The sequence below is a fragment of the Micromonospora sp. NPDC048905 genome, from assembly GCF_040649655.1.
In the GTDB taxonomy this organism is placed as follows: domain Bacteria; phylum Actinomycetota; class Actinomycetes; order Mycobacteriales; family Micromonosporaceae; genus Micromonospora.
Window position 1 is genome coordinate 173,016 of the sequence record NZ_JBEZFV010000011.1, and the last position, 24,795, is coordinate 197,810.

At 74.5% G+C, this 24,795-nt stretch carries 23 protein-coding genes; 14 read left to right on the forward strand and 9 right to left on the reverse strand.

All coding sequences use genetic code 11. The annotated features are described in order from the left end of the window. Positions 1 to 63 precede the first annotated feature (63 nt). The 10 genes from cobO to cobA are packed head-to-tail and all read left to right on the forward strand — an operon-like array spanning position 64 to position 10,455. Positions 64 to 675, forward strand: coding sequence for a cob(I)yrinic acid a,c-diamide adenosyltransferase (cobO, locus tag AB0C01_RS26150; RefSeq protein ID WP_357255759.1), 612 nt, complete (start codon positions 64 to 66; stop codon positions 673 to 675). Continuing rightward, on the forward strand, positions 669 to 2,024 hold the full coding sequence (locus tag AB0C01_RS26155) for a cobyrinate a,c-diamide synthase (RefSeq protein WP_357255757.1): 1,356 nt from the start codon (positions 669 to 671) through the stop codon (positions 2,022 to 2,024). The genes cobO and AB0C01_RS26155 overlap by 7 nt, the downstream gene beginning before the upstream one ends. Beyond that, positions 2,021 to 2,833, forward strand: coding sequence for a precorrin-2 C(20)-methyltransferase (gene cobI / locus AB0C01_RS26160; protein WP_357572379.1), 813 nt, complete (start codon positions 2,021 to 2,023; stop codon positions 2,831 to 2,833). The genes AB0C01_RS26155 and cobI overlap by 4 nt, the downstream gene beginning before the upstream one ends. After that, positions 2,830 to 3,663, forward strand: coding sequence for a precorrin-4 C(11)-methyltransferase (gene cobM, locus AB0C01_RS26165; protein WP_357255753.1), 834 nt, complete (start codon positions 2,830 to 2,832; stop codon positions 3,661 to 3,663). The genes cobI and cobM overlap by 4 nt, the downstream gene beginning before the upstream one ends. Next, the gene (locus tag AB0C01_RS26170; protein ID WP_357255751.1) at positions 3,660 to 4,811 is read left to right on the forward strand and encodes a cobalt-precorrin-5B (C(1))-methyltransferase; all 1,152 of its coding nucleotides are present in this window, start codon (positions 3,660 to 3,662) and stop codon (positions 4,809 to 4,811) included. The genes cobM and AB0C01_RS26170 overlap by 4 nt, the downstream gene beginning before the upstream one ends. Before the next feature lie 5 nt (positions 4,812 to 4,816). Further along, the gene (gene cbiE, locus AB0C01_RS26175) at positions 4,817 to 6,142 is read left to right on the forward strand and encodes a precorrin-6y C5,15-methyltransferase (decarboxylating) subunit CbiE (protein ID WP_357572404.1); all 1,326 of its coding nucleotides are present in this window, start codon (positions 4,817 to 4,819) and stop codon (positions 6,140 to 6,142) included. Then, on the forward strand, positions 6,139 to 7,884 hold the full coding sequence (cobJ, locus tag AB0C01_RS26180) for a precorrin-3B C(17)-methyltransferase (protein ID WP_357255749.1): 1,746 nt from the start codon (positions 6,139 to 6,141) through the stop codon (positions 7,882 to 7,884). Before cbiE ends, cobJ begins: the two co-directional genes overlap by 4 nt. Further along, positions 7,881 to 8,150 carry a 4Fe-4S binding protein gene (locus AB0C01_RS26185; RefSeq protein WP_357255748.1) on the forward strand — a complete coding sequence of 90 codons (270 nt, stop codon included), beginning with the start codon at positions 7,881 to 7,883 and terminating at the stop codon, positions 8,148 to 8,150. The genes cobJ and AB0C01_RS26185 overlap by 4 nt, the downstream gene beginning before the upstream one ends. Beyond that, complete coding sequence (locus tag AB0C01_RS26190) at positions 8,147 to 8,743, forward strand: precorrin-8X methylmutase (RefSeq protein ID WP_357255746.1); 597 nt, start codon at positions 8,147 to 8,149, stop codon at positions 8,741 to 8,743. Before AB0C01_RS26185 ends, AB0C01_RS26190 begins: the two co-directional genes overlap by 4 nt. Continuing rightward, the gene (cobA, locus tag AB0C01_RS26195) at positions 8,740 to 10,455 is read left to right on the forward strand and encodes a uroporphyrinogen-III C-methyltransferase (RefSeq protein WP_357572380.1); all 1,716 of its coding nucleotides are present in this window, start codon (positions 8,740 to 8,742) and stop codon (positions 10,453 to 10,455) included. Before AB0C01_RS26190 ends, cobA begins: the two co-directional genes overlap by 4 nt. 3 nt (positions 10,456 to 10,458) lie before the next feature. On the opposite strand, the gene AB0C01_RS26200 is transcribed toward cobA, so the two are convergent. From AB0C01_RS26200 to AB0C01_RS26230, 7 genes are all read right to left on the reverse strand, one after another. After that, positions 10,459 to 12,612, reverse strand: coding sequence for an FtsX-like permease family protein (locus AB0C01_RS26200; protein ID WP_357572381.1), 2,154 nt, complete (start codon positions 12,610 to 12,612; stop codon positions 10,459 to 10,461). Beyond that, a complete protein-coding gene (locus AB0C01_RS26205) occupies positions 12,609 to 13,289 on the reverse strand; it encodes an ABC transporter ATP-binding protein (protein WP_357255740.1) in 681 nt (226 codons plus the stop codon). The genes AB0C01_RS26200 and AB0C01_RS26205 overlap by 4 nt, the downstream gene beginning before the upstream one ends. After that, the gene (locus AB0C01_RS26210; RefSeq protein ID WP_357255738.1) at positions 13,286 to 13,810 is read right to left on the reverse strand and encodes a PadR family transcriptional regulator; all 525 of its coding nucleotides are present in this window, start codon (positions 13,808 to 13,810) and stop codon (positions 13,286 to 13,288) included. Before AB0C01_RS26210 ends, AB0C01_RS26205 begins: the two co-directional genes overlap by 4 nt. A gap of 78 nt (positions 13,811 to 13,888) precedes the next feature. Further along, the gene (gene crcB / locus AB0C01_RS26215) at positions 13,889 to 14,251 is read right to left on the reverse strand and encodes a fluoride efflux transporter CrcB (protein WP_357255736.1); all 363 of its coding nucleotides are present in this window, start codon (positions 14,249 to 14,251) and stop codon (positions 13,889 to 13,891) included. Beyond that, on the reverse strand, positions 14,248 to 14,724 hold the full coding sequence (locus AB0C01_RS26220; protein ID WP_357255734.1) for a CrcB family protein: 477 nt from the start codon (positions 14,722 to 14,724) through the stop codon (positions 14,248 to 14,250). Before AB0C01_RS26220 ends, crcB begins: the two co-directional genes overlap by 4 nt. A gap of 59 nt (positions 14,725 to 14,783) precedes the next feature. Further along, positions 14,784 to 15,542, reverse strand: coding sequence for a class I SAM-dependent methyltransferase (locus AB0C01_RS26225; RefSeq protein ID WP_357572382.1), 759 nt, complete (start codon positions 15,540 to 15,542; stop codon positions 14,784 to 14,786). A 142-nt stretch (positions 15,543 to 15,684) separates the two neighbouring features. Beyond that, on the reverse strand, positions 15,685 to 16,905 hold the full coding sequence (locus AB0C01_RS26230; RefSeq protein ID WP_357255730.1) for an MFS transporter: 1,221 nt from the start codon (positions 16,903 to 16,905) through the stop codon (positions 15,685 to 15,687). Positions 16,906 to 17,040: 135 nt separating this feature from the next. Here AB0C01_RS26230 and AB0C01_RS26235 point away from each other — a divergent pair, with 135 nt between their 5' ends. From AB0C01_RS26235 to AB0C01_RS26250, 4 genes are all read left to right on the forward strand, one after another. Continuing rightward, entirely contained in the window at positions 17,041 to 17,490 is a 450-nt protein-coding gene (locus AB0C01_RS26235) for a MarR family transcriptional regulator (protein ID WP_357255728.1), read from the forward strand. Between the two features lie 78 nt (positions 17,491 to 17,568). After that, entirely contained in the window at positions 17,569 to 18,876 is a 1,308-nt protein-coding gene (gene paaK / locus AB0C01_RS26240; RefSeq protein WP_357572383.1) for a phenylacetate--CoA ligase PaaK, read from the forward strand. A 41-nt stretch (positions 18,877 to 18,917) separates the two neighbouring features. Further along, on the forward strand, positions 18,918 to 20,024 hold the full coding sequence (locus tag AB0C01_RS26245; RefSeq protein WP_357255722.1) for a nucleotide disphospho-sugar-binding domain-containing protein: 1,107 nt from the start codon (positions 18,918 to 18,920) through the stop codon (positions 20,022 to 20,024). A 55-nt stretch (positions 20,025 to 20,079) separates the two neighbouring features. Further along, on the forward strand, positions 20,080 to 20,646 hold the full coding sequence (locus AB0C01_RS26250; RefSeq protein ID WP_357255720.1) for a dienelactone hydrolase family protein: 567 nt from the start codon (positions 20,080 to 20,082) through the stop codon (positions 20,644 to 20,646). 42 nt (positions 20,647 to 20,688) lie between these two features. Here the strand turns inward: AB0C01_RS26250 and AB0C01_RS26255 are convergent, their stop codons facing one another. Both AB0C01_RS26255 and AB0C01_RS26260 read right to left on the reverse strand, forming a co-directional pair. Next, a complete protein-coding gene (locus AB0C01_RS26255; protein WP_357572384.1) occupies positions 20,689 to 21,411 on the reverse strand; it encodes a hemerythrin domain-containing protein in 723 nt (240 codons plus the stop codon). A 57-nt stretch (positions 21,412 to 21,468) separates the two neighbouring features. After that, positions 21,469 to 24,753 carry a BTAD domain-containing putative transcriptional regulator gene (locus AB0C01_RS26260; protein ID WP_357572385.1) on the reverse strand — a complete coding sequence of 1,095 codons (3,285 nt, stop codon included), beginning with the start codon at positions 24,751 to 24,753 and terminating at the stop codon, positions 21,469 to 21,471. Positions 24,754 to 24,795: the final 42 nt, after the last annotated feature.

Genomic DNA, 24,795 nt, shown 5'->3' on the forward strand with positions numbered 1-24,795 from the left:
GCAAATGACCGACAGAAATCGCAAGATCGCGGGACACACCGACGCGGGATGGGAGACGGGCTGATGCCGCAGGGACAACCGAGTTCGGTGCCTCTCGACGGGTTGACCACCCGGCAGCGGCGGCACCGACCGCTGCTGATCGTCCACACCGGACAGATGAAGGGGAAGTCGACGGCGGCCTTCGGGTTGGCGTTGCGGGCCTGGACGGCCGGTCTGCCGATCGGCGTGTTCCAGTTCGTCAAGAGCGCCAAGTGGCGGGTGGGGGAGGAGAACGCCTTCCGCGCGCTCGGCGAGGTGCACGAGCGCACCGGCGAGGGCGCGCCGGTGGCCTGGCACAAGATGGGTGAGGGCTGGTCGTGGATCCAGCGCGGCGGCGAGGCCGACCACGCCGCCGACGCCCTGGAGGGTTGGCGGCAGATCCAGCGTGACCTGGCCGCCGAGCGCTACGGGCTGTACGTGCTGGACGAGTTCACCTACCCGATGAAGTGGGGCTGGGTGGACGTCGACGAGGTGGTCGCCACCCTGGCCGACCGGCCCGGCTTCCAGCACGTCGTGATCACCGGACGGGACGCCGACCCGCGCCTGGTCGCCGCCGCCGACCTGGTGGCCGAGCTGACCAAGGTCAAGCACCCGATGGACGCCGGCCAGAAGGGCCAGAAGGGCATCGAGTGGTGAGCGCACCCTGGGCGCTGCCCCGGCTGGTGGTCGCCGCGCCGGCCAGCGGCCACGGCAAGACGACAGTCGCCACCGGGCTGCTCGCCGCGCTGCGCCGTCGCGGCCTGACGGTCAGCCCGCACAAGGTCGGCCCCGACTACATCGACCCCGGCTACCACGCGCTCGCCGCCGGGCGGCCCGGGCGCAACCTCGACCCGTTCCTGGTCGGGGCCGAGCGGATCGCCGCTCTGCTGCGCCACGGCGCGAGCGTCCCGACACCTGCCGACATCGCCGTCGTCGAGGGCGTCATGGGCCTGCACGACGGTGCCGTGGGCCGCCGCGACTACGCCTCCACCGCGCATGTCGCCCGGCTGATCGACGCGCCCGTGCTGCTGGTGCTGGACACCACCGCGCAGGGCCGCTCGGCCGCCGCGCTGACGCTGGGCATGGCCGCCTTCGACCCGGCCGTACGGATCGGCGGGGTGATCCTCAACCGGGTCGGCTCACCCCGACACGAGACGCTGCTGCGCGACGCCCTCGCCGAGGTCGGCGTACCGGTGCTCGGGGCCGTCACCCGCGCCGTCGAGGTGGCCGCGCCGGCCCGGCACCTCGGGCTGGTCCCGGTCGCCGAGCGGGCACCCGAGTCCCTGGCGATCGTCACCGCGCTGGCCGAGCTGGTCGAGGCCACCGTGGACCTCGACGCCGTGCTGGACCTGGCCCGCACCGCCCCGCCGCTGACCGCCCCGGCGTGGGACCCGGTCACCGCCGTCGGCGGGCCGGCCGGCGTCGAGCGGCCACGGGTCGCGCTCGCCGGTGGCCCGGCCTTCACCTTCTCGTACGCGGAGACCGCCGAACTGCTCACCGCGGCCGGCGCGGACGTGGTCACCGTCGACCCGCTGCGCGACCCGACGCTGCCCGCCGGCACCCGCGCGGTGGTCATCGGCGGCGGCTTCCCCGAGGCGTACGCGGAGGCGCTGGCCGGCAACACCACGCTCCGCGCCGAGCTGGCCGACTTCGACGGGCCGATCGTGGCCGAGTGCGCCGGCCTGCTCTACCTCGGGCGGTCCCTGGACGGCGTACCGATGTGCGGACGGCTGGACCTGACCGCCCGGATGACCGGCCGGCTCACCCTCGGCTACCGCGAGGCCGTGGCCGTCACCGACTCCCCGGTGGCCCGCGCCGGCGAGGGCGTACGCGGCCACGAGTTCCACCGCACCACCACCGACCCGGGGCACGGCGACCGGCCGGCGTGGCGCTGGGACGACGCGCCGCACGGCTTCGTGAGCCGTCGGGTGCACGCCTCCTACCTGCACACCCACTGGGCCGGTCACCCGGACGCGGCCCGTCGACTGGTCGAGGCGTGCCGATGAGCGCCGACGCGCAGCGCGCCCACGCGAGCCGGACCGGCGAGGCCACGCTGACCGGGGTGGGGGTCGGCCCGGGTGACCCGGAACTGCTCACCGTCAAGGCGGTGCGGGTGCTGCGCGAGGCCGACCTGGTCTTCGTACCCGTGATGGCCGACCGGAGCGCGACCGCCGCGACCGCCGCCGCGACGCCGGTGGGTGCGGACGCCGGGCGCGCCGAGGCGACCGTGCGCTCCCACGTCGCGGCGGACCGGCTGCGCCGGCTGCCGTTCGCCCTGGACGACCGGGGTGGGGTGACCGCCCGCCGGGCGGCGGCCTGGGACGACGCGGCCCGGGTGGTGGTCGAGGCGATCGACGCGGGCGCGCGGTCCCTGGCGTTCGCCACCATCGGCGATCCCAACGTCTACTCCACCTTCGGGTACCTGGCGCAGAGCGTCCGCGCGCTGCGCCCGGCGGTGCGGGTGGCGACCGTCCCCGGTGTCACCGCGATGCAGGAGTTGGCCGCGCGCAGCGGCACCCCGCTCTGCGAGGGACGCGAACCGCTCACCCTGCTGCCGGCCACCGCCGGCCTGGCGCTGTTCGCCGACGCCCTCGCCGGGCCGGGCACCGTGGTCGCCTACAAGGGCTGGCGGCGGCACCCGGAGTTGCTCGCCGAGCTGCGCCGACAGGGCCGGCTCTCCGACGCGGTGCTCGGACGCAGTCTGGGGCTGCCCGGTGAACACATCGGCCCGGTCGACGAGACCACGAACGACCTGCCGTACCTGTCGACGCTGCTGGTCCCGGCCCGCCGCGAGCACCGAGGAGGAAAACTGTGACAAGCGACGGCAAGGTGTGGTTCGTCGGAGCCGGTCCGGGTGCGGCGGACCTGCTGACCCTGCGGGCCGCCCGGGTGATCGCCGAGGCGGACATCGTGATCTGGGCGGCCAGCCTGGTGCACGCCGACGTGCTCGACCACGCCCGCCCCGGCGCGGAGATCATCGACTCGTCGCAGCTGCCCATCGAGGGCGTGCTGCCGCTCTACCAGCGGGCCGCCGAGCAGGGGCTGACCGTGGCCCGGATCCACTCCGGGGACCCGGCGCTGTGGGGCGCGGTGCAGGAGCAACTGGACGTGTGCCGGGCACTCGACCTGGCCGTGGAGATCGTGCCCGGGGTGTCCTCGTTCACCGCCGTCGCGGCGATCGTCGGGCGGGAGCTGACCGTGCCCGAGGTGGCCCAGTCGGTCATCCTCACCCGCCTCGAAGGTGGCAAGACCCCGATGCCTCCCGGTGAGCGGGTCCGCGACTTCGCCCGGCACGGCACCACGATGGCGCTGTTCCTCTCCGCCGCCCGTTCCGGGCAGGTGCAGGCCGAGCTGCTGGCCGGCGGCTACCCGGAGGACACCCCGGCCGTGGTGGCGTACCAGGCGACCTGGCCCGACGAGCTGGTGGTGCGCTGCACGGTCGGCACCCTGGAGGCGACGGTCAAGCAGCACAAGCTGTGGAAGCACACCCTCTTCCTGGTCGGGCCGGCACTCGCCGCCGAGGGCACCCGCTCGCACCTGTACCACCCCGGGCACTTCCACACCTTCCGCCGGGCCGAGCCGGCCGCCCGCGCCGAGCTGCGCCGCCAGGCCAGCGCCCGCACCGGGGGGACAGCCACACCATGACGTACGCCGAGCCGCCGCTGCGTGAGCCGGACCTGCCGCGTACCGCGAAGGTCCGGCCCACCGCGCTGCGTACCGGCTGGACCACCGGGGCGTGCGCGACGGCGGCGGCCAAGGCGGCGGTCACCGCGCTGGTCACCGGTGAGATCCAGCCGGACGTGGAGATCGGCCTGCCCGCCGGGCAACGGGTGCGCTTCGGAGTGGAACGCTGTGAGCTGACCGGCACGCCGCCGGTTCGCGCCGAGGCGGTGGTGGTCAAGGACGCCGGCGACGACCCGGACGTCACCCACGGCGCCGAGCTGACCGCCACCGTGGACTGGACCGATGTTCCCGGTCTGCGGCTCGCCGGCGGCGCCGGCGTCGGCACGGTCACCAAACCCGGCCTCGGGCTCGCCGTCGGCGGCCCGGCGATCAACGACACCCCCCGCCGGATGATCGGCGAGGCGGTGGCCGAGGTGGTCGACCTCAGCGAGGTCGGCGTACGGGTGGTGATCAGCGTGCCCCGCGGCGAGATCATGGCGCGCAAGACCACCAACCGACGGCTCGGCATCCTCGGCGGCATCTCGATCCTCGGCACCACCGGGATCGTGCGCCCGTTCTCCACCGCGTCCTGGCGGGCCAGCGTCGTGCAGGCCGTGCACGTGATGGCCGCCCAGGGCGAGCGGACCGTGGTGCTCTGCACCGGCGGGCGTACCGAGCGGGCCGCCCGCGCGCTCCTGCCGGACCTGCCCGAGGTGTGCTTCGTCGAGGTCGGTGACTTCACCGGGGCCGCCGTCACGGCCGCCGTGGGTGACGAGATGACCGGCGTGGTCTTCGTCGGCATGGCCGGCAAGCTGGCCAAACTCGCGGCGGGCATCCTGATGACCCACTACACCCGATCGAAGGTGGACCTGTCCCTGCTCGGCGCGGTGACCGCCGAGGCCGGTGGTGACCCGACGCTCGTCGCCGCCGTGACCGAGGCGAACACCGGGCGGCACGCGTACGAGCTGTGGGAGGCCGCCGGGCTGCTCGCCCCGGCCGGCGACCTGCTCTGCCAGCGGGTCCGCCAGGTGCTGCGGCGCTTCGCCGGGCCGACGGTCACCGTGGACGTGGCGATGGTCGACTTCGCCGGCGCGCACGTGGTCGCCTCCTCCGGCCGGTGGTCCCGATGACGCGGATGGTTGCGGGGGCCTCGGCGACGCCAGGGGCGTCGGCGGCCCCGGCGAACGCCGTGACCGTGGTCGGCCTGGACGCCGCCGGCGCACCGCCACACCCCGCCCTCGGACCGGTGCTGGGCGCCGCCGGGCTGGTCGTCGGGGCTGCCCGGCACCTGGCCGTCGTGCCCGTACCGGCCGGCGCGGACACCGTCACCCTCGGGCCACTCGCCCCCGCCCTGCACCGGTTGGCCGAGGCCGTCGCCGCCGGGGTGCCGGCCGTGGTGCTGGCCAGCGGGGATCCCGGCCTGTTCGGCATCGTCCGGCGGCTGCGCGCGGCCGGGCTGCCGCTGCGGGTGGTGCCGGCGGTGTCCAGTGTGGCCGCCGCGTTCGCCCGCGCCGGCCTGCCCTGGGACGGCGCCGCCGTGGTCACCGCACACGGCCGCGACCCGCGCCCGGCCCTGAACGCCTGCCGGGCGCTGCCGCTGGTCGCGGTGCTGACCGCGCCCGGCGCCGGTGCCACCGAGCTGGGCGAGGGCCTGATCGGCTGGTCCCGCCGCCTGCTTGTCGCCGAGCACCTGGGCACCGACGCCGAACGGATCCGCGTGGTGAGCCCCGAACAGGCCGCCGCCGAGACCTGGGCCGACCCGCACGTCCTGCTCAGCCTCACCGACACCGACACCGACACCGACACCGACACCGACACCGACGCCGACGCCGTTTCCGGTGCCGACGCCGGCGGCGTTTCCAGACCGCGCGGCGGGATGCGCGCCGACAACCAGCCGGCCGCCGCCCCGGCCGGGGGCTGGGCGTTGCCGGAGAGCCGGTACGCCCACCGCGACTCCATGATCACCAAGTCGGAGGTGCGCGCCCTCGTCGTCGCCCGGCTCCGCCCCCGACTGGGCCGGCTGATCTGGGACATCGGCGCGGGCAGCGGCTCGGTCGGCATCGAGTGCGCGCTGCTCGGCGCGGCCGTGCTCGCCGTCGAACAGGACGCCGGGGCCGGCGCGACCATCCGGGCCAACGCGAGGGCGCACGCCGTGGACGTGCGGATCGTCACCGGTCGAGCCCCGCAGGCGCTGGTCGGCCTGCCCGAGCCGGACGCGGTCTTCGTCGGCGGCGGCGGGGTCGACGTCCTCGCCGCCGTGGTGGCGCGCCGACCCGAGCGGGTGGTGCTCACCCTGGCCGCCCTGGACCGGGTCGCGCCGGCCGTGGGTCTGCTGCGCGCCGCCGGTTACACGGTCGAGGGCGCTCAGCTCTCCGCCGCCCGCCTCGCCGACCTGCCCGGTGGGTCGATCCGCCTCGCGGCCACCAACCCGGTGGTCGTCCTCACCGGGGAGCGCCCGTGAACCACCAGAACCCGCCCGCGCACATCGGGCTGGTGGCGGCCACCGCCGCCGGCCGCCGACACGCGCACACCGTCGCCGCCGCCTGGCCACACGCGCGGCTGGTGGAGGGGGAGAGCGTCACCGACGCGCTGCGGACCGCCTGGGTGGAGTGCGACGCGGTGGTCGCGTTCCTGGCGACCGGCGCGGTGGTGCGGATCCTCGCGCCGCTGCTCACCGACAAGCGCAGCGACCCGGCCGTGGTGGTCGTCGACGAGGCGGCTCGGCACGCCGTGGCACTGCTGGGCGGGCACGCCGGCGGCGGCAACGACCTCGCCGAGCAGGTCGGCGCCCTGCTGGACGCCCGCCCGGTGATCACCACCGCCACCGACACGGTCGGTCTGCCGGGGCTGGACACCCTGGGCTGGCCCGTGCAGGGCGCGGTCGCCGCGGTGTCCCGGGCCATCCTGGACGGCGAGCCGGTCCACCTGTTCGCCGACGCCCACTGGCCGCTGCCCGCCCTGCCGCCGAACGTCCAGGCCCAAGCCGCCGCCGACAACGAGGCTGGCGGCGCGGCGGGGGCCGGTTACCGGCTGCTGGTCACCGACCGGGTGGTGCCGCTGGACGGGCGGACCGCCGTGCTGCGACCACCGTCGCTTGTCGCCGGCGTCGGGGCGAGTCGGGGCGTACCGGCCGCCGAGGTGGCGGAGTTGCTGCACCGGGTGCTGGCCGAGGCCGGCCTCGACCCGGCGAGCCTGCGCTGCCTGGCCACCGCCGACATCAAGGCCGACGAGGCGGGCATCCGCAGCACCGTCGACGCGCTCGGCGTACCCCTGGTGACCTGGCCGGCGACGCGGCTGGCCACCGTCGACGTACCGCATCCCAGCGAGGTGGTCCGCGCCGCGGTCGGCACGCCGAGCGTGGCGGAGGCCGCGGCCCTGCTCGGCGCGGACGGCCGGCCGGACGACGCCACGCTGCTGGTGGGCAAGACCGCGACGGCGATGGCCACCGTGGCGGTGGCCCGGCACGCGCCACGCGGCCGGCTCGCCGTCGTCGGGCTCGGACCCGGCGCCGCCGACCTGCGCACCCCTCGCGCGGTGGCCGAGCTGCGTCGCGCGGCCGTGGTGGTCGGCCTGGACCAGTACCTCGACCAGGTCCGCGACGTGCTCCGCCCGGGCACCCGGGTGCTGTCCAGCGGGCTGGGCGCGGAGGAGGCGCGCGCCCGCGCCGCCGTCGCCGAGGCCGTCGCCGGTCGGGCGGTCGCGCTGATCGGCTCCGGCGACGCCGGGGTGTACGCGATGGCCAGCCCCGCCCTGGAGTACGCCGACGAGCGCATCGACGTGGTGGGCGTGCCCGGGGTGACCGCGGCGCTGGCCGCCGGCGCGCTGCTCGGCGCGCCCCTCGGCCACGACCACGCCTACGTGAGCCTGTCCGACCTGCACACCCCGTGGGAGGTCATCGAGCGGCGGGTGGCCGCGGCGGCCGAGGGTGACTTCGTCACGCTGTTCTACAACCCGCGCAGCCGCGCCCGGGACTGGCAGCTCGGCAAGGCGCTCGGCATCCTCGCCGGCCACCGGCCACCGGACACCCCGGTCGGGGTGGTCCGCAACGCCAGCCGCCCCGGCGAACGGGTCCACCTCGCGACCCTGGCCACCCTCGACCCGGCCGTCGTCGACATGTACAGCGTGGTGGTGGTCGGCAACAGCGACACGAGGCTGGTCGCCGGCCGGATGGTGACGCCTCGGGGGTACCGGTGGCGCTCGTGACGATCGACGCCTGCCAGGGCTGCGGCGCGTGCCTGCTCACCTGCCCCACGCACGCGATCCGGCCGGTCGCCGGCGGCCTGACGGTCCGCGCCGACCGGTGTACGGGTTGCCTGGAGTGCCTGGAGATCTGCCCCGTCGACGCGATCCGCGTCGTCGCTGACCCTGACGCGACCCGCGTCGTCGCTGACCCTGACGCGACCCGCGTCGTCGCTGACCCTGACGCGACCCGCGTCGTCGAGCCCGACCCTGCTGGAGGAGCCCGATGAACCGAGTGGTGCATCCGATCGAGGTCGAGTCGTACCGCATCCTGCGCGAACGCGTCGACCTGTCGCACCTGCCGCCGCTGAGCCGCGCGGTGACCGAGCGGGTGGTGCACGCCAGCGCCGACCTCGCGTACGTCGACGAGCTGGTCTGCGACGAGGCCGCGCTGGAGTCGGGGCTGGCCGCGTTGCGCGCCGGGGCGCCCGTCGTCACCGACGTGGCGATGGTCGCCGCCGGCATCACCCGTGCCGGCCAGGAGTTGGTCTGCCCGGTCGCCGAGCCGGCCGCCGCCGAGCTGGGCCGCGCGGCCGGCATCACCCGTTCGGCGGCGGCCGTGCGGATCGCCCTCGACCGGGTCGGTCCGGGCGCGGTGTGGGTGGTCGGCTGCGCGCCCACCGCGCTCGTCGAACTGCTCACCCTGGACGCCGCTCCGGCGCTCGTCGTCGGCCTGCCGGTCGGCTTCGTCGGTGCCGCCGAGTCAAAGGCGGCGCTGCGGGCCAGCGGCCTGCCCGCCGTGTCCAACGTGGGGGAGAAGGGTGGCTCGGCGGTCGCCGCCGCCGCCCTCAACGCCCTGCTCTACGTCGAGGAGAAGTCATGACCGGGTTGGTCATCGTCGGGCACGGCACGCGCAGCGCGGCCGGGGTCGACCAGTTCGCCGCTCTCGTCGAGCGGGTCCGCCGGCGCGGTGACGTCGGCGACGTCGAGGGCGGTTTCATCGAGCTGTCCCGCCCGCCGCTGACCGACGCGGTCGGTGCGCTCGTCGCGCGCGGGCACCGGGCGCTTGTGGCGCTGCCCCTGGTGCTCACCGCCGCCGGGCACGGCAAGGGCGACATCCCCGCCGCGATGGCGCGGGAACAGGAACGGCACCCGGGGCTGACCTACCGCTACGGGCGCCCGCTCGGCCCGCACCCGCTGCTGCACGAAGCCCTCGAAGAACGCATCGACGCGGCGCTGGCAGGCACCGACCGGGCCGACGCGGCGCTGGCCGGTGCGGTTCCGCCGGACACGGCCGACCGGGCCGGCACGTGGGTGGCGTTGATCGGGCGGGGCTCCACCGACCCGGACGCCAACGCCGAGGTGGCCAAGGTGGCCCGGCTGCTCTGGGAGGGGCGCGGCTACGCCGGTGTCGAGCCGGGGTTCGTCTCCCTGGCGCAACCATCGGTGCCGGCGGTGCTGGAGCGGCTGCGCCGCCTCGGCGCGCGGCGGATCGTCGTGGCGCCGTACTTCCTGTTCGCCGGGGTGCTGCCCGACCGGATCGTCGCCCAGTCGGCGGAGTTCGCCGCCGCCCACCCCGACCTGGACGTGCGGGTCGCCGAGGTGATCGGCGACTGCGACGCCCTCGCCGACCTGGTGCGGGAGCGCTACGCCGAGGCGCTGGGCGGCGACATCCGGATGAACTGCGACACCTGCGCGTACCGGGTGCTGATGCCCGGCTTCGCCGACAAGGTGGGCCGCCCGCAACGCCCGCACGACCACCCCGACGACCCGGTCGGTCACCACCATCACCACGGGCACGACCACGGCCAGCACCACGACCACGACCACGATCAGGGCCACGACCACGGTCACGGTCCCGGGTCGGTCGCGGTGGTCGGCGGAGGGCCGGGACCCGACGACCTGATCACGGTACGCGGAAAGGCCCTGCTCGACGCCGCCGACGTGGTGGTGGTCGACCGGCTCGCCCCGCAGGGGCTGCTCGCCGGACTGCGCCCGGACGTGGTGGTGGTCGACGCCGCGAAGGTGCCCCGTGGCCCGTCGATGGCCCAGGAGGCGATCAACGAGGCCCTGGTGACGCACGCGCGCGCCGGCCGCCGGGTGGTCCGGCTCAAGGGCGGCGACCCGTACGTCTTCGGACGCGGCCACGAGGAGGTGCAGGCCTGCACGGCGGCCGGCGTGCCGGTGACAGTGGTCCCCGGGGTGAGCAGCGCCCTCGCCGCCCCGGCCCTCGCCGGCGTGCCGGTCACCCACCGGGGAGTCGCGCATGACGTCACGGTGGTCTCCGGGCACCTGCCCCCCGGGCACCCCGACTCGCTCGTCGACTGGGCGGCGCTGGCCCGGGCCCGGGGGACCGTCGTGCTGTTGATGGCCGTCGACACCATCGCCAAGATCGCCGCAGTGCTGATCGAGCACGGCCGCGCCCCGGAGGCTCCGGTGCTCGCCGTGCAGGACGCCGGGCATCCCGGCCAGCGGTCCGTGCCGGCCCGGCTGGACGAGATCGGCGCGCTCGCCGCCCGGGAGGACATCGGTCCGCCGGCCGTCTTCGTCCTCGGCCCGGTGGTCGCGCTCACGACCACCGGGCCGACGGACTGACGGCTACTCGCTGCGGGCGGTCTCCGGGCCGGTGATGCGTTCCAGCAGCGGCAGGGTGGAGGCGATGACACCGAGGCAGGTGGCCAACCCGATCACCACGATCACGTAGAAGCGTGGCTCCGGCGCGACGAGCGTGTAGTGCATCTGTGCCCGCAGGAACAGGTGCGCGGCGAGCAGGCCCATCCCGATGGCGACGGCGGCGACGGCGAGCATCGGTACGGCGCTCTCCAGCGCCACCACCCGGCGCAGGACGCGCACCGGAGCGCCGCTGAGGCGCAGCAGGCTGAACGGGCGTCGGCGTTCGGTGAGACCGCCGATGACGCTGACCGCGAGGCTGCACCCGCCGAGCGCGAGGCTGGCGACGATGACGACGTTTGCCAACTGTTCCCAGCCACGCAGCGTGTTGGCGAAGTCCGACTCGAAGTCGCCGGGCACGTTCGGCGCCACCCGGAAGGCCGGGAAGGCGGCCTCGAGGACGGTGCGTGAACGTTCGACGGCGGCTGCCGATCCGTCCGTGTCGACGAGGATCGACATCACCGGCAGTCGTTGGAGATCGCCGAGCGGGACCGATGCGGCGGGCCAGACCCGGCTGGACGACGCCGACTGCCGGAAGGGGATGAGACCCGTCGCCACCTCGGCGACGGTGGCGCCCTCGGCGCACCGGCCGTACGCGCTCGGGATCTCGGCGCACGCGATCAGGCCGGGCTCGCTCGCGCTCATCCAGTCCGGGTTCTCGCGTACCGCGAACGCGGACCGCACGTCGGTGATCGAGCGCAGGTCGGTGAAGAGCGAGTCAGGCGTCGCCGGTGCATCCTCAGGAAGGTAGAGCGACACCTGTCCCGCCTCGGTCGAGCCGACCGGTGCCGGGCCGCGGTTGGCGATGATCGTGGTGATCACGCCGACGGCCACGCTCGTCACGAAGAGCGCGAGCATGATGCCGCTGATCGCCCGGAAGCCGGCCTTCGGGTTGTCGGCGAGGCGTCGCGCGGCGATGAGGGTGGCCGGACGGTTGGCGTACCGAGCCATGACCTGGGCGCCGACCATCGTCAGCCAGGGGCCGGCGAAGACCAGGCCGGCCATGATGAGCAGCAGGCCCGGCAGGAACACCGCGGTTTGGCCGTCGGACGTTTCCGGTTTGAAGCCGATGGCGAAGAACAGCACGGCGACACCGAGCAGGGCCGGGATCAGCCGGTACGCGCGCGGCGCGCGGGGGGTGACCCGCCGGGTGACGCCCAGCGGCGAGATCCGTACGCGGCGCAGCGAGACCTGGGCCGCCACCGCCGCGCCGGCCGGGACGCCGAGCGCCACCAGTAGGGCGTCCAGCATCCCCAGCGACAGGTCGCTGGGGAAGAACGGCATGCCGGTGAACGGGATGCCCGCGAGCGGACCGCGGAACGCGTAGAACAGGCCGAAGCCGACGGCGGTTCCGGCGACGGCCGCGGCGGTCGCCTCCACCGCGGCGACGATCGCGATCTGCCGGGGTGTCGCGCCGACCAGCCGCATCGCGGCGAAGCGCTGCTCCCGGCGGGCGGCGCTGAGCCGGGTGGCGGTGCCGATGAAGATCAGCACCGGGAACAGCAGCCCGCCGGCGATCACGCCCAGGATGAGGTTCACCGTGGTCTCGGGGAGGGCGGGGGTGTCGCCAACGCTGGTGACCTGCTTCGCGGCGGGCAGCTTGGCGACCTGGTCGGGCGTGCCGCCGGCGATGACGAGCAGGGTGTCCGGCGAGGTCAGCGCGGCGGGTCCGACGGTGCCCAGGTCCCGCCCGGGGTAGCGGTCGCCCAGTTGGTCGGCCGGGTGGGCGGCCAGCAGGTCGCGCAACGCGGGCGAGGCGTAGTACTCGCCGGGACCAGGGGTGGTCGGGACACCGACCGGGGTGGGCGCGGTCGCGCCGGTAGCGGCGACGTCGATCCGGATGATCTGCTTGCCGTGGAAGTAGTCGAACCGGGTCGACCACCACAGCGGGTCGGCGTCGCCGGCCGAGGCCTGGGGATACATCGAGGCGTACCGGGTGAGCTGGGCGTTGACGGCGTTGACTCCGGCCAGGGTGGTCAGCAGCAGCCCACTGCCGATCGCGACGGCGGCGGCGATGACGAGCAGGCGGGTCAGCGCCTCCCGGCCGCCGGCCACGACGAGGCGGAGCCCGAAGCCGATCATGAGGCGATCCGGTCCGGCGCGTTCACGCGCCCGTCGCGGACCATGACCTCACGGTCGGCGTACGCGGCGATCCGGGCCTCGTGGGTCACCAGGATGACAGTCGTGCCCTGCTCGCGGGCAGCGCTGACCAGCAGGTCCATCACCTGCTCGCCGGTCAGCGAGTCGAGCGCGCCGGTCGGCTCGTCGGCGAAGAGCACCTGCGGCTCGGCGACCAGGCCGCGGGCCAGGGCGACCCGTTGCGCCTGCCCGCCGGACAGCTCACCCGAGCGCCGCTGCTCCAGGCCGTCCAGGCCCAGGCGCGCGAACCAGGCACTCGCCTTCGGCAGCGCCTGCTTGCGGTGTACGCCGCTGAGCAGGAGCGGCAGGGCGACGTTCTCCAGGGCGGTCAGCTCGGGGACGAGCTGACCGAACTGGAACACGAAACCGAAGCGGTCCCGGCGCAGGCTGCTGCGCTGGGTCTCGGTCATGGTGTCGATCCGGGTCCCGTCGAAGAGGATCTCGCCGGAGTCGGGCACGAGGATGCCGGCCAGGCAGTGCAACAGGGTGGACTTGCCCGAGCCGCTGGGACCCATGATGGCGAGGATCTCGCCCGCGCCGACGGCCACGCCTGCGCCCCGCAGGGCGGGCGTCTGGCCGAACGAGAACTGCACGTCCCGTGCTTCGATCACGACGCTCACGGCCGCACCTCCTTGCGCAGGGCGTCCAGCCGGGCGCTTGTCATCTCGATCCATCGGAGGTCCGCCTCCAGGTGGTAGAGGCCGTGGTCGGCCAGCAGCGCGTCGACCAGGCTGCCGGCGCGCTTGATCTCGGTGAGCTCGCGCATCCGGTGCAGGTGCGCGCTGCGCTGGGTGTCGAGGTATTCGTCGGCGGGACGTTCGAGCATCAGCGCGAGCACGACCTTGGCGAAGAGCACCGTCTGCAGGTGCGGCTCCGGGTCGACCGGCTGGGTCAGCCACTGCTGGACCTCGGTCGCGCCCAGGTCGGTGATGACGTATCGCTTGCGGTCGGGGCCGGAGCCGGGCGCGACGTCGCTGATCACCACCTTGCCGTCGCGGGCCAGTCGGCTGAGGGTGGAGTAGACCTGGCCGAACGGCAGTGGCTTGCCCCGGCCGAAGAAGGCGTCGTAGTCGCGCTTCAGGTCGTAGCCGTGGCTGGGCTCCCGTTCGAGGAGGCCGAGAAGGGTCAGTGGCACGCTCATGGGAGGAGACTACACCGGGGGTATACCTCGCGTATATACCTCCGGTGTGTTCCCCGCTCAGGGCGCGATTCGCGCAGGTCAGCCGGTCAGGGCGCGGGCCAGGGCGTAGCCGGCGGTGGCCGCGACGAGCCCGGCGACGACGCTGCCCACGACATTGGCAAGCGCGAGGAGACGGTGACCGCCCCGGGTCAGCCGCAGCGTCTCGTAGCTGAAGGTGGAGTAGGTGGTCAGCGCCCCGCAGAATCCGGTGCCGAGCAGCGCGGTGACCGCCGGGCCGCTCGGCCACCCGACGAGCACGCCGAGTAGCAGCGAGCCGACCACGTTGACGGTGAGCGTGCCCCAGGGAAACGCCGAGTCGTGCCGGGACTGCACGGCCCGGTCGGTGAGGTAGCGCAACGGCGCTCCGACGGCCGCCCCCAGGGCGATGAGCAGCACGGTCACCGGGTTGCCCTCCGGCCCAGGAGGGCGGTGGTGGCGGCGTCGCCCAGCCCGACCGCGACGAGCGCCCCGAGCAGCGTCGCCGCCAGGTACGCCAGCGCGGTGCCCGGCGCGCCCGCGACCAGCGCCTGCTGGATGTCGACCGCGTAGGCGGAGAACGTGGTGAACCCGCCGAGCACCCCCACCCCGAGGAACGGGCGGGCCAGGGGGTGCCCACCGCCGAGGTGCCCGAGCGTCGCCATCAGCACCCCGATCAGCAGGCAACCGGACAGGTTGATGCCGAACGTCGCCCAGGGGAAACCGGTCGGCGGGTGCGGGGCGGCGTGTTGCAGGCCGGCCCGGGCCAGCGCACCGAGCACCCCGCCGGCCGCGATGGTGGCGAGAACCGTCGCGGGGCGCGCGGTCAGCTCGCGGCGGTCGGCGGGGAGGCGCAGGTCGACGTCGGGGTCGGTACGCGGCTCGAATGGCTCTGGCACGAGTCCTCAGCGTAGTGCCAGCGACGGCGGCATCGAGCGTGCTGCCGGCGATGGCCGGTTCAGCGCACCGCTGCTACGGCGGCGTCCGGACCGCCGCGCCACACCGTGCCGACCTCGCTGAACCCGGCGGTGGTGAGTGCGGCCAGGTGCCAGGAGGCCGGCGGGTTCCACTCCGGGCTGTGCCCGGTCGGGTAGATGTCCTGCCGTTGGGTGACCAGCGGGGCCAGCGCCGGGTCGGCCCCGGCCCGCTCCCACCAGTCCGACCAGGACAGCACCGCGCCGGCGGCGTACCGGGCGTTGCGCCGGTCCCGGGCCCGGTCCATCAGCCGCTTGGTCAGCTCCGGCAGGGTGTCGTCGGGCATGTGGTCGGCGTTGACGAAGACTCCGCCCGGCCGCAGCACGTCGCGCAGTTCGGCGTAGAGCTGCCCGAGCCGGTCGGCCGGCAGCCAGTGCAGGGCGGTGGCGGTGAGAACGGCGTCGTAGTCGCGGTGGGGGAGCGCGGCGCGCCACTCGGGGGTGCCGAGGTCGGCCGGGACGATGGTGGCCCGGTCGGCAAGTGTGGCCCCGGCGATGGCCAGCAGTGCCGGGTCGAGGTCCAGCAGGGTCACCTCGGCGTCGGGGAAGCGCGCCAGTGTCCGCAGCGAGATCGTGCCGGTGCCGCCGGCCAGGTCGAGCACGCGCGGCGGCCGCCCGTCGAGCACCGCGTCGACGGTGTCCAGCATGGTGGCGAACCGGTGTTCCCGGTCCGGCATGAACGCCTCCTGCTGGCGATCCCAGCTCTCCTGCCAGGACCAGGGCTCCAAGATGTAAGGACTCATGGCAAGCAGGCTAGTTACGTACCGATCGCGGTGTCCAGACCTTGTTGCACATAACTTGCAATTGCGAGAAGATGGCAGGGCGATGATCAGAGTGACGCGGGGCCGGGCGGATGCCCGGCCCCGCGTCCGCTCGTCTACCCGGTCAGGCCGCCGTGTCCACCAGGGCCGCGTCGGCGTTCGCCGGCTCCTGGCGGCGGGCCAGCCGCAGCGCTGCCAGCAGGACACCCAGGCCGACCAGGGTGAGCGCCGCGCCGGCCCAGATCGGCGAGGTGTAGCCGAGCCCGGCGGCGATCGTCACCCCGCCGATCCACGCGCCCAGCGCGTTGCCGAGGTTGAACGCCGCGATGTTCGCCCCGGACGCGAGGGTCGGCGCCTGGTGGGCGTAGTGCATGATCCGCATCTGCAACGGCGGCACGGTGGCGAAGCCGAACCCACCCATCAGCACCAACGCGACGATTGTCAGCACCGGGTTCGTGGCGGTCAGCGCGAAGCCGACGAGCACCACGGTGAGCACCGCCAGGACGGTGACCAGGGTGCGCGACAGTGACCTGTCCGCGGCCCGGCCGCCGAGCAGGTTGCCGACGAAGAGCCCCACGCCGAAGAGGACGAGCAGCCACGGCACGGTGCTGCTGGCGAAGCCGCTGACCTCGGTGAGGGTGTAGGCGATGTAGGTGAACGCGCCGAACATGCCGCCAAAGCCCAGGACCGTGATCACCAGCGACAACCAGACCTGCGAGTGGGTGAAGGCCCGCAACTCGCCGCGCAGCCCACCGGCCGGACGGTCGGCGTTCGCGGTGTCGCCGGCCGGGATGAGCAGGGCCAGCCCGATCAGTGCCACCACGCCGATCGCGGTGATCGCCCAGAACGTCGACCGCCAGCCGAAGTGCTGCCCGAGGAAGGTGCCGAAGGGCACGCCGAGCACGTTCGCGATGGTCAGACCGGCGAACATCATGGCGATGGCACCCGCCCGGCGGGCCGGCGCGACCAGGCCGGCGGCCACCACGGCGCCGATGCCGAAGAACGCGCCGTGGCAGAGCGCGGCGACGATCCGGCCGGCCATCATCACGGCGTAGTCGCCGGCGACGGCGGAGAGCAGGTTGCCGATGATGAACAGCACCATCAGGCCGAGCAGCACCGGCTTGCGCGGCAGTCGGGTGACCGCCGCGGTGAGGGCCACCCCGCCGACGGCCACGCTGAGCGCGTAGCCGGAGATCAGCCAGCCGGCGACCGGTTCGGTGACGGCGAAGTCGGCGGCCACCTCGGGCAGCAGCCCCATGATCACGAATTCGGTGAGCCCGATGCCGAAGGCGCCGATGGCCAGCGCGATCAGGCCGGGTGGCAGGGACTTGTGGCGTACGGACATGGTCTTCCCATCGGGAGGGGGCGGATATTCGGCGCGTGCAACTACACGCGTCGACAACGAAATACTTGCACGCGCTGGATATCAGCGCAAGCGTGGTAGCCTGGGCCGTCGAGAGCACACCCGAGGAGGGCCGGCATGGGCATCGCCGACGACGCGGTCGAGATCCGCGCGCAGGGCTGGCGCACCCTCGCCGCCCTGCACGGGTTGATCGAGACATCCCTGGAACGGGAGTTGCAGGCCGGCCACGACCTGTCCGTCGTCGAGTACACGGTGCTCGACGCGCTCTCCCGCCAGGACGGCTGGCACATGCGGATGAGCCAGCTCGCCCGCGCCGCCGCGCTCTCCGGCAGCGCCACCACCCGGCTGGTCACCCGCCTCGAACAGCGGGGGCTGCTCACCCGCATCCTCTGCGCCGACGACCGGCGCGGGATCTACACCGAGCTGACGCCGGCCGGCTCCGAGCTGCTCGCCCAGACCCGCCCCACCCACGACCGGGTGCTCAGCGACGCGCTCGCCCAGGCGGAGGCCACCCCCGAGCTGGCCCCGCTGGTCGACGCCCTGCACCGGCTGCCGGCCACCCGCTGACCGCCCCGCCGGACCCGGCGACGGCGGGCGTACGGTACCCGCAGCCCCACCGGGACCGCCGCGCCAAGGAGGCAGCCGATGCAGGACCGCACCCCTCGTCCGGAGGAGCTGGAGCCGATCGAGCGCGCCGGCATCGACGAGCTGCGCGCCCTGCAACGCGACCGACTGCGCTGGTCGTTGCGGCACGCGTACGACAACGTGCCGCACTACCGTCGGGCGTTCGACGCGGCCGGGGTGCACCCCGACGACTGCCGGGACCTCGACGACCTGGCCCGCTTCCCGTTCACCGGCAAGGCGGAGCTGCGGGAGAACTACCCGTTCGGGATGTTCGCCGTACCCCGGGAGCGGGTGGCCCGGCTGCACGCGTCCTCCGGCACCACCGGCCGGCCGACGGTGGTCGGCTACACCCGCGACGACCTGCGCACCTGGGCGCGACTGATGGCCCGGTCGATCCGCGCCTCCGGCGGCCGTCCCGGCGACCGGGTGCACATCGCGTACGGCTACGGGCTCTTCACCGGCGGCCTGGGCGCGCACTACGGGGCCGAGGAGCTGGGCTGCACGGTCATCCCGGTCTCCGGGGGCATGACCGAGCGTCAGGTGATGCTGATCCGCGACTTCGAACCCGAGGTCATCATGGTCACGCCCAGCTACCTGCTCGCCATCGTCGACGAGATGCAGCGCCAGGGCATCGACCCGCGGGCCACCTCCCTGCGGGTGGGCATCTTCGGCGCCGAGCCGTGGACCGAGGACATGCGCCGCGAGATCGAGCAGCGGCTGGACATCCACGCCGTCGACATCTACGGGCTCTCCGAGGTGATGGGCCCCGGCGTGGCCACCGAGTGCGTCGAGACCAAGGACGGGCTGCACCTCTGGGAGGACCACTTCTACCCGGAGATCATCGACCCGGTGACCGGGGCGGTGCTGCCCGACGGTGAGCGCGGTGAGCTGGTGTTGACCTCCCTGACCAAGGAGGCGATGCCGGTCGTGCGCTACCGCACCCGCGACCTGACCCGACTGCTGCCCGGCACCGCCCGCCCGATGCGCCGGATCGAGAAGATCACCGGCCGCACGGACGACATGATGATCGTGCGCGGGGTGAACATCTTCCCCACCCAGATCGAGGAGCTGATCCTGCGGACCCCGCAGCTGTCGCCGCACTTCCAGTGCGTCCTCGATCGGCAGGGCCGGCTGGACACCCTGACCGTGCGGGTGGAGCGGCGGGCCGGCGTCGCCGTGGACGCCGCCGAGCGGGCCGGCGCGACGCTTGTGGAGCTGGTGAAGAACACCATCGGCGTGAGCGTGGCGGTCGACGTCCTCGCCCCGGACGGGGTGGAGCGGTCGATGGGCAAGATGCGCCGCATCGTCGACCAGCGAGCGGCCGGCTGACCCACCCCGCCCGGTCGCGTCCTGGACATAGGATCCTGCCCATGCGTGTGCTGGTGGTCTCCGCGCCCCTGGTCGGGCACGTCTTCCCGCTGGTGCCGCTCGCCGTCGCGCTGCGCGACGCCGGCCACGACGTGCTGCTGGCCACCGGAGGTGGTGGCCTGGCCGCCGCCGACGCGGGTCTGCCGGTGCACGACATCGCACCGGGCTTCGACTTCGGCCGAATCGCGCTGCGGGTCTTTCCCCGCCATCCGCTGATCGCGCGCGCCGAAATGGCCGGCACCGCCGGCACCCGGGGCGCCGGCCTGCTGTTCGGCGCGCTCAACGACCAGCTCACCGACCCGGTGGTCGCGCTGGCCACCCGGTGGCGACCGGATCTGGTGCTGCACGAGCCGTTCGCGGTCGCCGGCGCGGTGGCCGCCGCGCGGCTCGATGTGCCGGCCGTACGCCAGGAGAACGCCCTGTTCGACGGCCGGGACCTGGTCCGCGCCACCGTCGTCCGACTCGGTGGCGCACTACGCCGGCACGGCCTGAGCGAGCTGCCGCCACCCGCCGCAGCCCTCGCCGTGGCCCCGCCCAGCGTGGCCGCGCAGGGCGGTTGGCCGATGCGCTACACGTCCTACGTCGGCGGCGGCGAGCTGCCGGCCTGGCTGCGCGAGCCGGGCGACCGGCCCCGGATCCTGGTCACCCGCAGCACCCTGACCGGCCCCGGCGACCGAGGTCCGATGCCCGCCGTGGTCACCGCCGCCGCCGACGTGGACGCCGAGATCGTGCTGGTCCGCCCGGACGAGCGGTCGGCGCGTTCGCTGCCCCCGAACGTGCGGGTGGTCGACTGGATTCCGCTCGACGAGGCGTTACCGGCGAGCGCGGCGCTGGTGCACCACGGCGGTGCGGGCAGTGCCTTCGGCGCCCTCGCCGCCGGCCTGCCCCAACTCGCCACCGTGGGTCCGGGGGACCGGCGGCACAACGCCGAGCTGCTGGCTCGCCGGGGCGTCGGCCTGGCGCTGCGCCCCCGGGACATCACCGCGCAGGCCCTGACCCGGTTGCTCACCGACGAGCGCCTGCGTACCGCCGCGGGCCAGGTCAGTCGCGAGATCGCCGCGATGCCACCGCCGAGCGACCTGGTCGCGCGGCTGACCGCGTTGGTCTGACGTCCGCCCCGCGTGCCCACACCGGACGGACCCGTGACTGCGGCAGGATGACGTGATGTCACACGTCCTGCTGTTCCACTCCGTGTACGGGCTGCGGCCCGCCGTGCGCGCGACCGCCGACCGGTTACGCGCCGCCGGGCACCAGGTCAGCACCCCCGACCTGTACGGCGTGCCGGCCACGGACACCGTCGAGGAGGGCTTCGCGCTGCTCGACAAGATCGGCCACGACGTGGTGCTGGACCGGGCCCGAGCCGCGCTGCGCGACCTGCCACCGGAGACGGTGCTCGCCGGCCTCTCGATGGGCGCCGGCGTGGCCGGGGCGCTGCTGGCCGAGCGCCCCGCCGCCGCCGGTCTACTTCTGCTGCACGGCACCGGTGGCGCACCGGACGCGGTCCGGCCCGGGATACCGGTGCAGCTGCACCTCGCCGACCCCGACCCGTACGACGCGCCGGACGAGGTCGACGAGTGGCAGCAGGCGATGACCGACGCCGGTGCCGAGTTGACGGTCTTCCGCTATCCCGGCGCGGGGCACCTGTTCACCGACCCGGACCTGAGCGAGTACGCCCCGAGCGCCGACGCGGAGACCTGGCCGCGGGTGCTGGCCTTCCTCGCTGCCGGCTGACGAGCCGTCGACCCCGGGGCCTGGGTCGGTGGCCGGCCTCGCTCAGCGTGCGGCGGCGCCGATGCGCGGGGGAGTCGCGGTGCCGTGCACCCGCTTGGCGTGGGCGGCGAAGAGCCGGGGGGCGATGATCGGCATGAGCAGCCGGGCCGGCAGCGGGGCGTGCGCCAGCACCGCCTTGATCACCTCGGGGTCGCCCTCGTACATGGCCAGGCCGAAGGCCAGCGGCAGCCGCTTCTTCGGGGTCTTACCCATCCCGTGCTCGCCGAGTTCCATCCACTCCGCGGCGGTGACGTGCCGTTCGGCCAGCGGCAGGATCTCGCTCTCCTCCATGGCCATGTGTTCGGTCAGCGCGGTGCGGAGGTGCTCGAAGGCGTCGGCGAGGTGGTCACCACCGTGCCCGGTACGCCGCCACCCCGGCAGCAGGGCCACCACCGCCGCGTGGGCCTCCTCGATGGCGTGGTGCTGCGCCTCCATGGTGGGGACGATGGCGGCGGCCTCCGCGCCGCCGCGCGCCAGTAGTCGGGGCCACAGCAGCAGGTCCTCGCCCTCGTGGTGCAGGTGCAGGGTGTGACAGAGCATCTCGGCGTGGGCGCCGACGACCTCCGCGCGGCCGACGTCGCCCGGCCTGACGTCGCGGACGAGCTGCGGCAGCAGGCCGAACTCGCGACGGAAGACGGTGTGCGCCATGTACATGTCGCGGACGTCGGCCATGGCTTCGCGGTGGTTCTGGTTCACGGTGACCTTTCCGAGGAAATCAACTGACACAGATCTGTTGATCATGCTCGGTGGCACTTGGAATCGGCTTGGAACCCAGTAACCGGTTCAGTCGGCCAACGCGGCCGTCGACTCGGCCAGCCAGTGCGGCGACTCCCACCGGCGGGCCACCCCGGCCGCCAGGGTGAAGTGCCGGGCCGCCTCCTCGGTGCGTCCCACCAGCCGGAACAGCTCCCCGAGCGTCAGCGCGACCGGTCGCACCACGGCCGCGGTGGTGGAGAAACCAGCCAGTTGGTCGCGGACCGGGAGCAGGGCGTCGATCACGGGCTGGGCCAGGTCTCGCCGACCCAGGGCCACGATGACCATGCCGCGTACGCTGAGCAGCGCCGACTCGAAGTAGTCCGGGCGGTAGGTGTGCCGACCGATCGGCATGGCCCGCGCCTCGTCCACCCGTCCGCTCTCGATCAGCGCCAGCGCCAGCAGGTCGTCCACGATCGGCCCCAGCGACCGACGGATGCGGCGGGTCGCCTCCAGATGCTCGCCGAAACGTCCCTGGCTGATCAGCAGGGTCCCGACCGAAAAATAGTGGAAGGCCTCGGCGTGCAGCGAACCCTGGCGCCGCATCTGCACGGCCACCTCGTCGTAGTGTCGGCGAGCGGCGACGAAGTCGCCGGCGATGTGCGCGAGGGCACCCCGCCCGCACAGGTAGATCACCTGCCCCTCGTTGAGCTGGTACGTCTCGGCCAGCCACCCCTGTCGGACGATCGCGGCGCGAACCTCGGCCGGTTCGGTGAGCGCGGCGGCGCAGTGGGCGAGCACCTGCTCGGCGACCCAGCGGTAGATCACCAGCCCGTGCTCGTCGGCGAGGTCGCGCAACTCCAGGGCCAACTCCCGACGGTGCGGCGCCTCCCGCTCGTAGCTCATGGTCCGGACCCGGGCGGCCAGCCCCAGGGCGCGCAGCTCCGGGTCGCCCAGCCGCCGGGCGATCGTCAGCGCCTCCCGCCCGGCCGACACACCCCGGGGGTCCGACTCGCCGTCCAACTCGGTGGCCAGGGCGTCGAGCACACGGCAGCGGGCCACTGGGTCCAGGTCGTCGGACCGCAACAGCCGGCTGAGCAGCTCGACGACCCGATGGTCCACGACGCCGTACGCGTGTGTCAGCCACGGCGTGGGGACGGTCCACGCGGTGAACGCCGCGATCAGCAGCTCGTCCCGGCCGGACGCGACGGCCACGTCCACGGCTCGGGCGCGGGTCTGCCGGGCGGCGGCCACCGCACCGGCCCGAGCCTGGGCGCGTAACAGCCGGCCGAGCAGGTCGACCCGCAGCGCGTCGCGATCCCCGGTGACCGACCCGGCGGCGTCGACGGCGTTGCCGAGCACCTCGACCGCCGCGTCGTACGCGTACCGCCGCTCCGCCAGCTCGGCGGCGCGGATGGCGTAGTCGACGGCGAGCGGAGCGGTGTCGGCCGACGCCGCACGGGCGTAGTGGTGCGCCAGGGCCGGATAGTCGTCGGGTGCCAACCGCCGGGTGGCGGCGGCGATCCGGGCGTGCAGTCGGGTGCGGCGCAGGTGGGGCAGGTCGGTGTAGATGGTGTCGCGGACCAGCCCGTGCACGAAGCGAACCCGCCCCGGCGCCGGTTCGGTGAGCAGCCCGGCGGCCAGCCCGATCTCCAGCGCTTCGAGGGTGGCGGTCTCGTCGGTGTCGGCGGCGTCGAGGAGTGTCGGCACGTCCGCCTCCCGGCCGAGCGTGGCGGCGAGGCGCAGCACCGCGACCGCCGGCGACGGCAGGCGCGACAGTCGTCGGCGCAGCACGTCACGTACCCCGTCCGGCACGTCGCTGGTGGCGACGAGCGTGCCCTCGGCGGCGAGGAGCCGCGCCGACTCGCGTACGTAGAAGGGGTTGCCGCCGGTCCGCTCGGTCAGCGCGGCGACCGTCTCCGCGTCGACGGGTCGCCGGGCGAGCGCCCCGAGCAGTGTCTCGATCTCGGCCGTCGTCAGGCCACCCAGCCGGATCCGGTGGGGAGACCGACGGGCCAGGACGGCCATCGTGTCGGCGAGCCGCTCGCGGTTGTCGGCGGGGCGTAGCGCCGCGACGACCAGCACGGCCCCGGTGGTCACCTCGATGACGCTGTTCAGCAGGAGCAGCGTCTCGGCGTCGGCGGCGTGCAGGTCGTCGAGGATGACGGCGACCGGTCGGCGGATCGCCGCCGCGTCCAACCAGGCGCCAACGGCGTGGTGCAGCCGGAACCGGCCGGCGGTGACGTCGCCCCCGGACTCGCCGGCGCTTCCGCCGAGCAGCGGGACGAGCGCCGGTGCGAGATCACCCGGCGGCACCTGCTCGGCGAGTTGCCGCAGCGCCTCGACCCAGGCCCAGGCGGGCGGGGCGCCCTCGACCTCGGGGCAGCGGCCGACGGCGACCAGCCAGTCGCGGGCGGTGAGCGCCTCCCGGAAGCGGGCGAGCAGACTCGTCTTGCCCGCGCCGGCCTCCCCGCTGAGCAGCGCCACCCGCGGCCCGCCCGCCACCGCCTCGGCGGCGGCCCGTCCCAGAGCGGCCAGCTCGGTCTCCCGCCCGACGAACACCTCAGCGGTCGCCGGTCGCCCGGTGTCGACGCGTGCCGCGGCCACCCGTGGGAGCAGGTCGAGTCGTTGGCCCAGGATGGCGGACTCCAGCTCGACCAACGCCGGGCCCGGATCCAGGCCGAGTTCGTCCACGAGGGTCGCCCGCGCCCGGCGCAGCGCGGCGAGCGCGTCGCCCTGCCGGCCGGCCCGCCACAACGCCAATGCCAGCAGCCGCCAGCTCTCCTCCCGCAGCGGCGCCTGCCGGGTCAGCACCTCCGCCTCCGCCACCGCCTCGGCCGCGTCGCCGCACCGCACGACCACGTCGAGCAGCGACTCCCGGGCGCCGAGCCGCAGCTCCTCCAGCCGCAGCACCTCGGCCTGCGCCCACGGCTCCCCGGCGAACTCGGCGTACGCCCGACCGCGCCACAGGTCGAGCGCGCCGCTCAGCAGCAGCCGCGCCCGACCCGGATCGGTGGCACTGGCTGTGCGCGCCTCGACGAGCAGCGTCTCGAACCGGCCGGCGTCGACGGCCTCGGTGGGCACCCGGATCGCATAGCCGGGCGGCGCGGTGACCAGGACCCGCGCCGGCGTGCGGCGCTCGCGGGACGGCTCCAACAGGCGGCGCAGGTGCGAGACGTACGCCTGGACGGAGGCGATCGCCCGTGGCGGCGCGTCACCCCGCCACAGGTCCTCGATCATCTGACCGACGGAGACGACCTCGCCTCGGGCCGCCAGCAGCCGCGCGAGCACGGCGCGTTGGCGGGGGCCGCCGAGGTCGACCGGTCCGCCTGTGTCGACCTCGACCTCAAGCGGCCCGAGCACCCGTAGCAGCATGACCGACCAATCCTAGTCACCGCTGCCGGTGGACATCGGACA

What these genes read in the sequence shown, in the direction of transcription:
- cobO (WP_357255759.1), top strand. Translation starts at nt 64, where the DNA reads ATGCCGCAGGGACAACCGAGTTCGGTGCCTCTCGACGGGTTGACCACC.
- cobI (WP_357572379.1), top strand. Translation starts at nt 2,021, where the DNA reads ATGAGCGCCGACGCGCAGCGCGCCCACGCGAGCCGGACCGGCGAGGCC.
- AB0C01_RS26170 (WP_357255751.1), top strand. Translation starts at nt 3,660, where the DNA reads ATGACGTACGCCGAGCCGCCGCTGCGTGAGCCGGACCTGCCGCGTACC.
- cbiE (WP_357572404.1), top strand. Translation starts at nt 4,817, where the DNA reads ATGGTTGCGGGGGCCTCGGCGACGCCAGGGGCGTCGGCGGCCCCGGCG.
- AB0C01_RS26190 (WP_357255746.1), top strand. Translation starts at nt 8,147, where the DNA reads ATGAACCGAGTGGTGCATCCGATCGAGGTCGAGTCGTACCGCATCCTG.
- cobA (WP_357572380.1), top strand. Translation starts at nt 8,740, where the DNA reads ATGACCGGGTTGGTCATCGTCGGGCACGGCACGCGCAGCGCGGCCGGG.
- AB0C01_RS26200 (WP_357572381.1), bottom strand. Translation starts at nt 12,612, where the DNA reads ATGATCGGCTTCGGGCTCCGCCTCGTCGTGGCCGGCGGCCGGGAGGCG.
- AB0C01_RS26210 (WP_357255738.1), bottom strand. Translation starts at nt 13,810, where the DNA reads ATGAGCGTGCCACTGACCCTTCTCGGCCTCCTCGAACGGGAGCCCAGC.
- AB0C01_RS26225 (WP_357572382.1), bottom strand. Translation starts at nt 15,542, where the DNA reads ATGAGTCCTTACATCTTGGAGCCCTGGTCCTGGCAGGAGAGCTGGGAT.
- AB0C01_RS26230 (WP_357255730.1), bottom strand. Translation starts at nt 16,905, where the DNA reads ATGTCCGTACGCCACAAGTCCCTGCCACCCGGCCTGATCGCGCTGGCC.
- AB0C01_RS26235 (WP_357255728.1), top strand. Translation starts at nt 17,041, where the DNA reads ATGGGCATCGCCGACGACGCGGTCGAGATCCGCGCGCAGGGCTGGCGC.
- paaK (WP_357572383.1), top strand. Translation starts at nt 17,569, where the DNA reads ATGCAGGACCGCACCCCTCGTCCGGAGGAGCTGGAGCCGATCGAGCGC.
- AB0C01_RS26245 (WP_357255722.1), top strand. Translation starts at nt 18,918, where the DNA reads ATGCGTGTGCTGGTGGTCTCCGCGCCCCTGGTCGGGCACGTCTTCCCG.
- AB0C01_RS26250 (WP_357255720.1), top strand. Translation starts at nt 20,080, where the DNA reads ATGTCACACGTCCTGCTGTTCCACTCCGTGTACGGGCTGCGGCCCGCC.
- AB0C01_RS26260 (WP_357572385.1), bottom strand. Translation starts at nt 24,753, where the DNA reads ATGCTGCTACGGGTGCTCGGGCCGCTTGAGGTCGAGGTCGACACAGGC.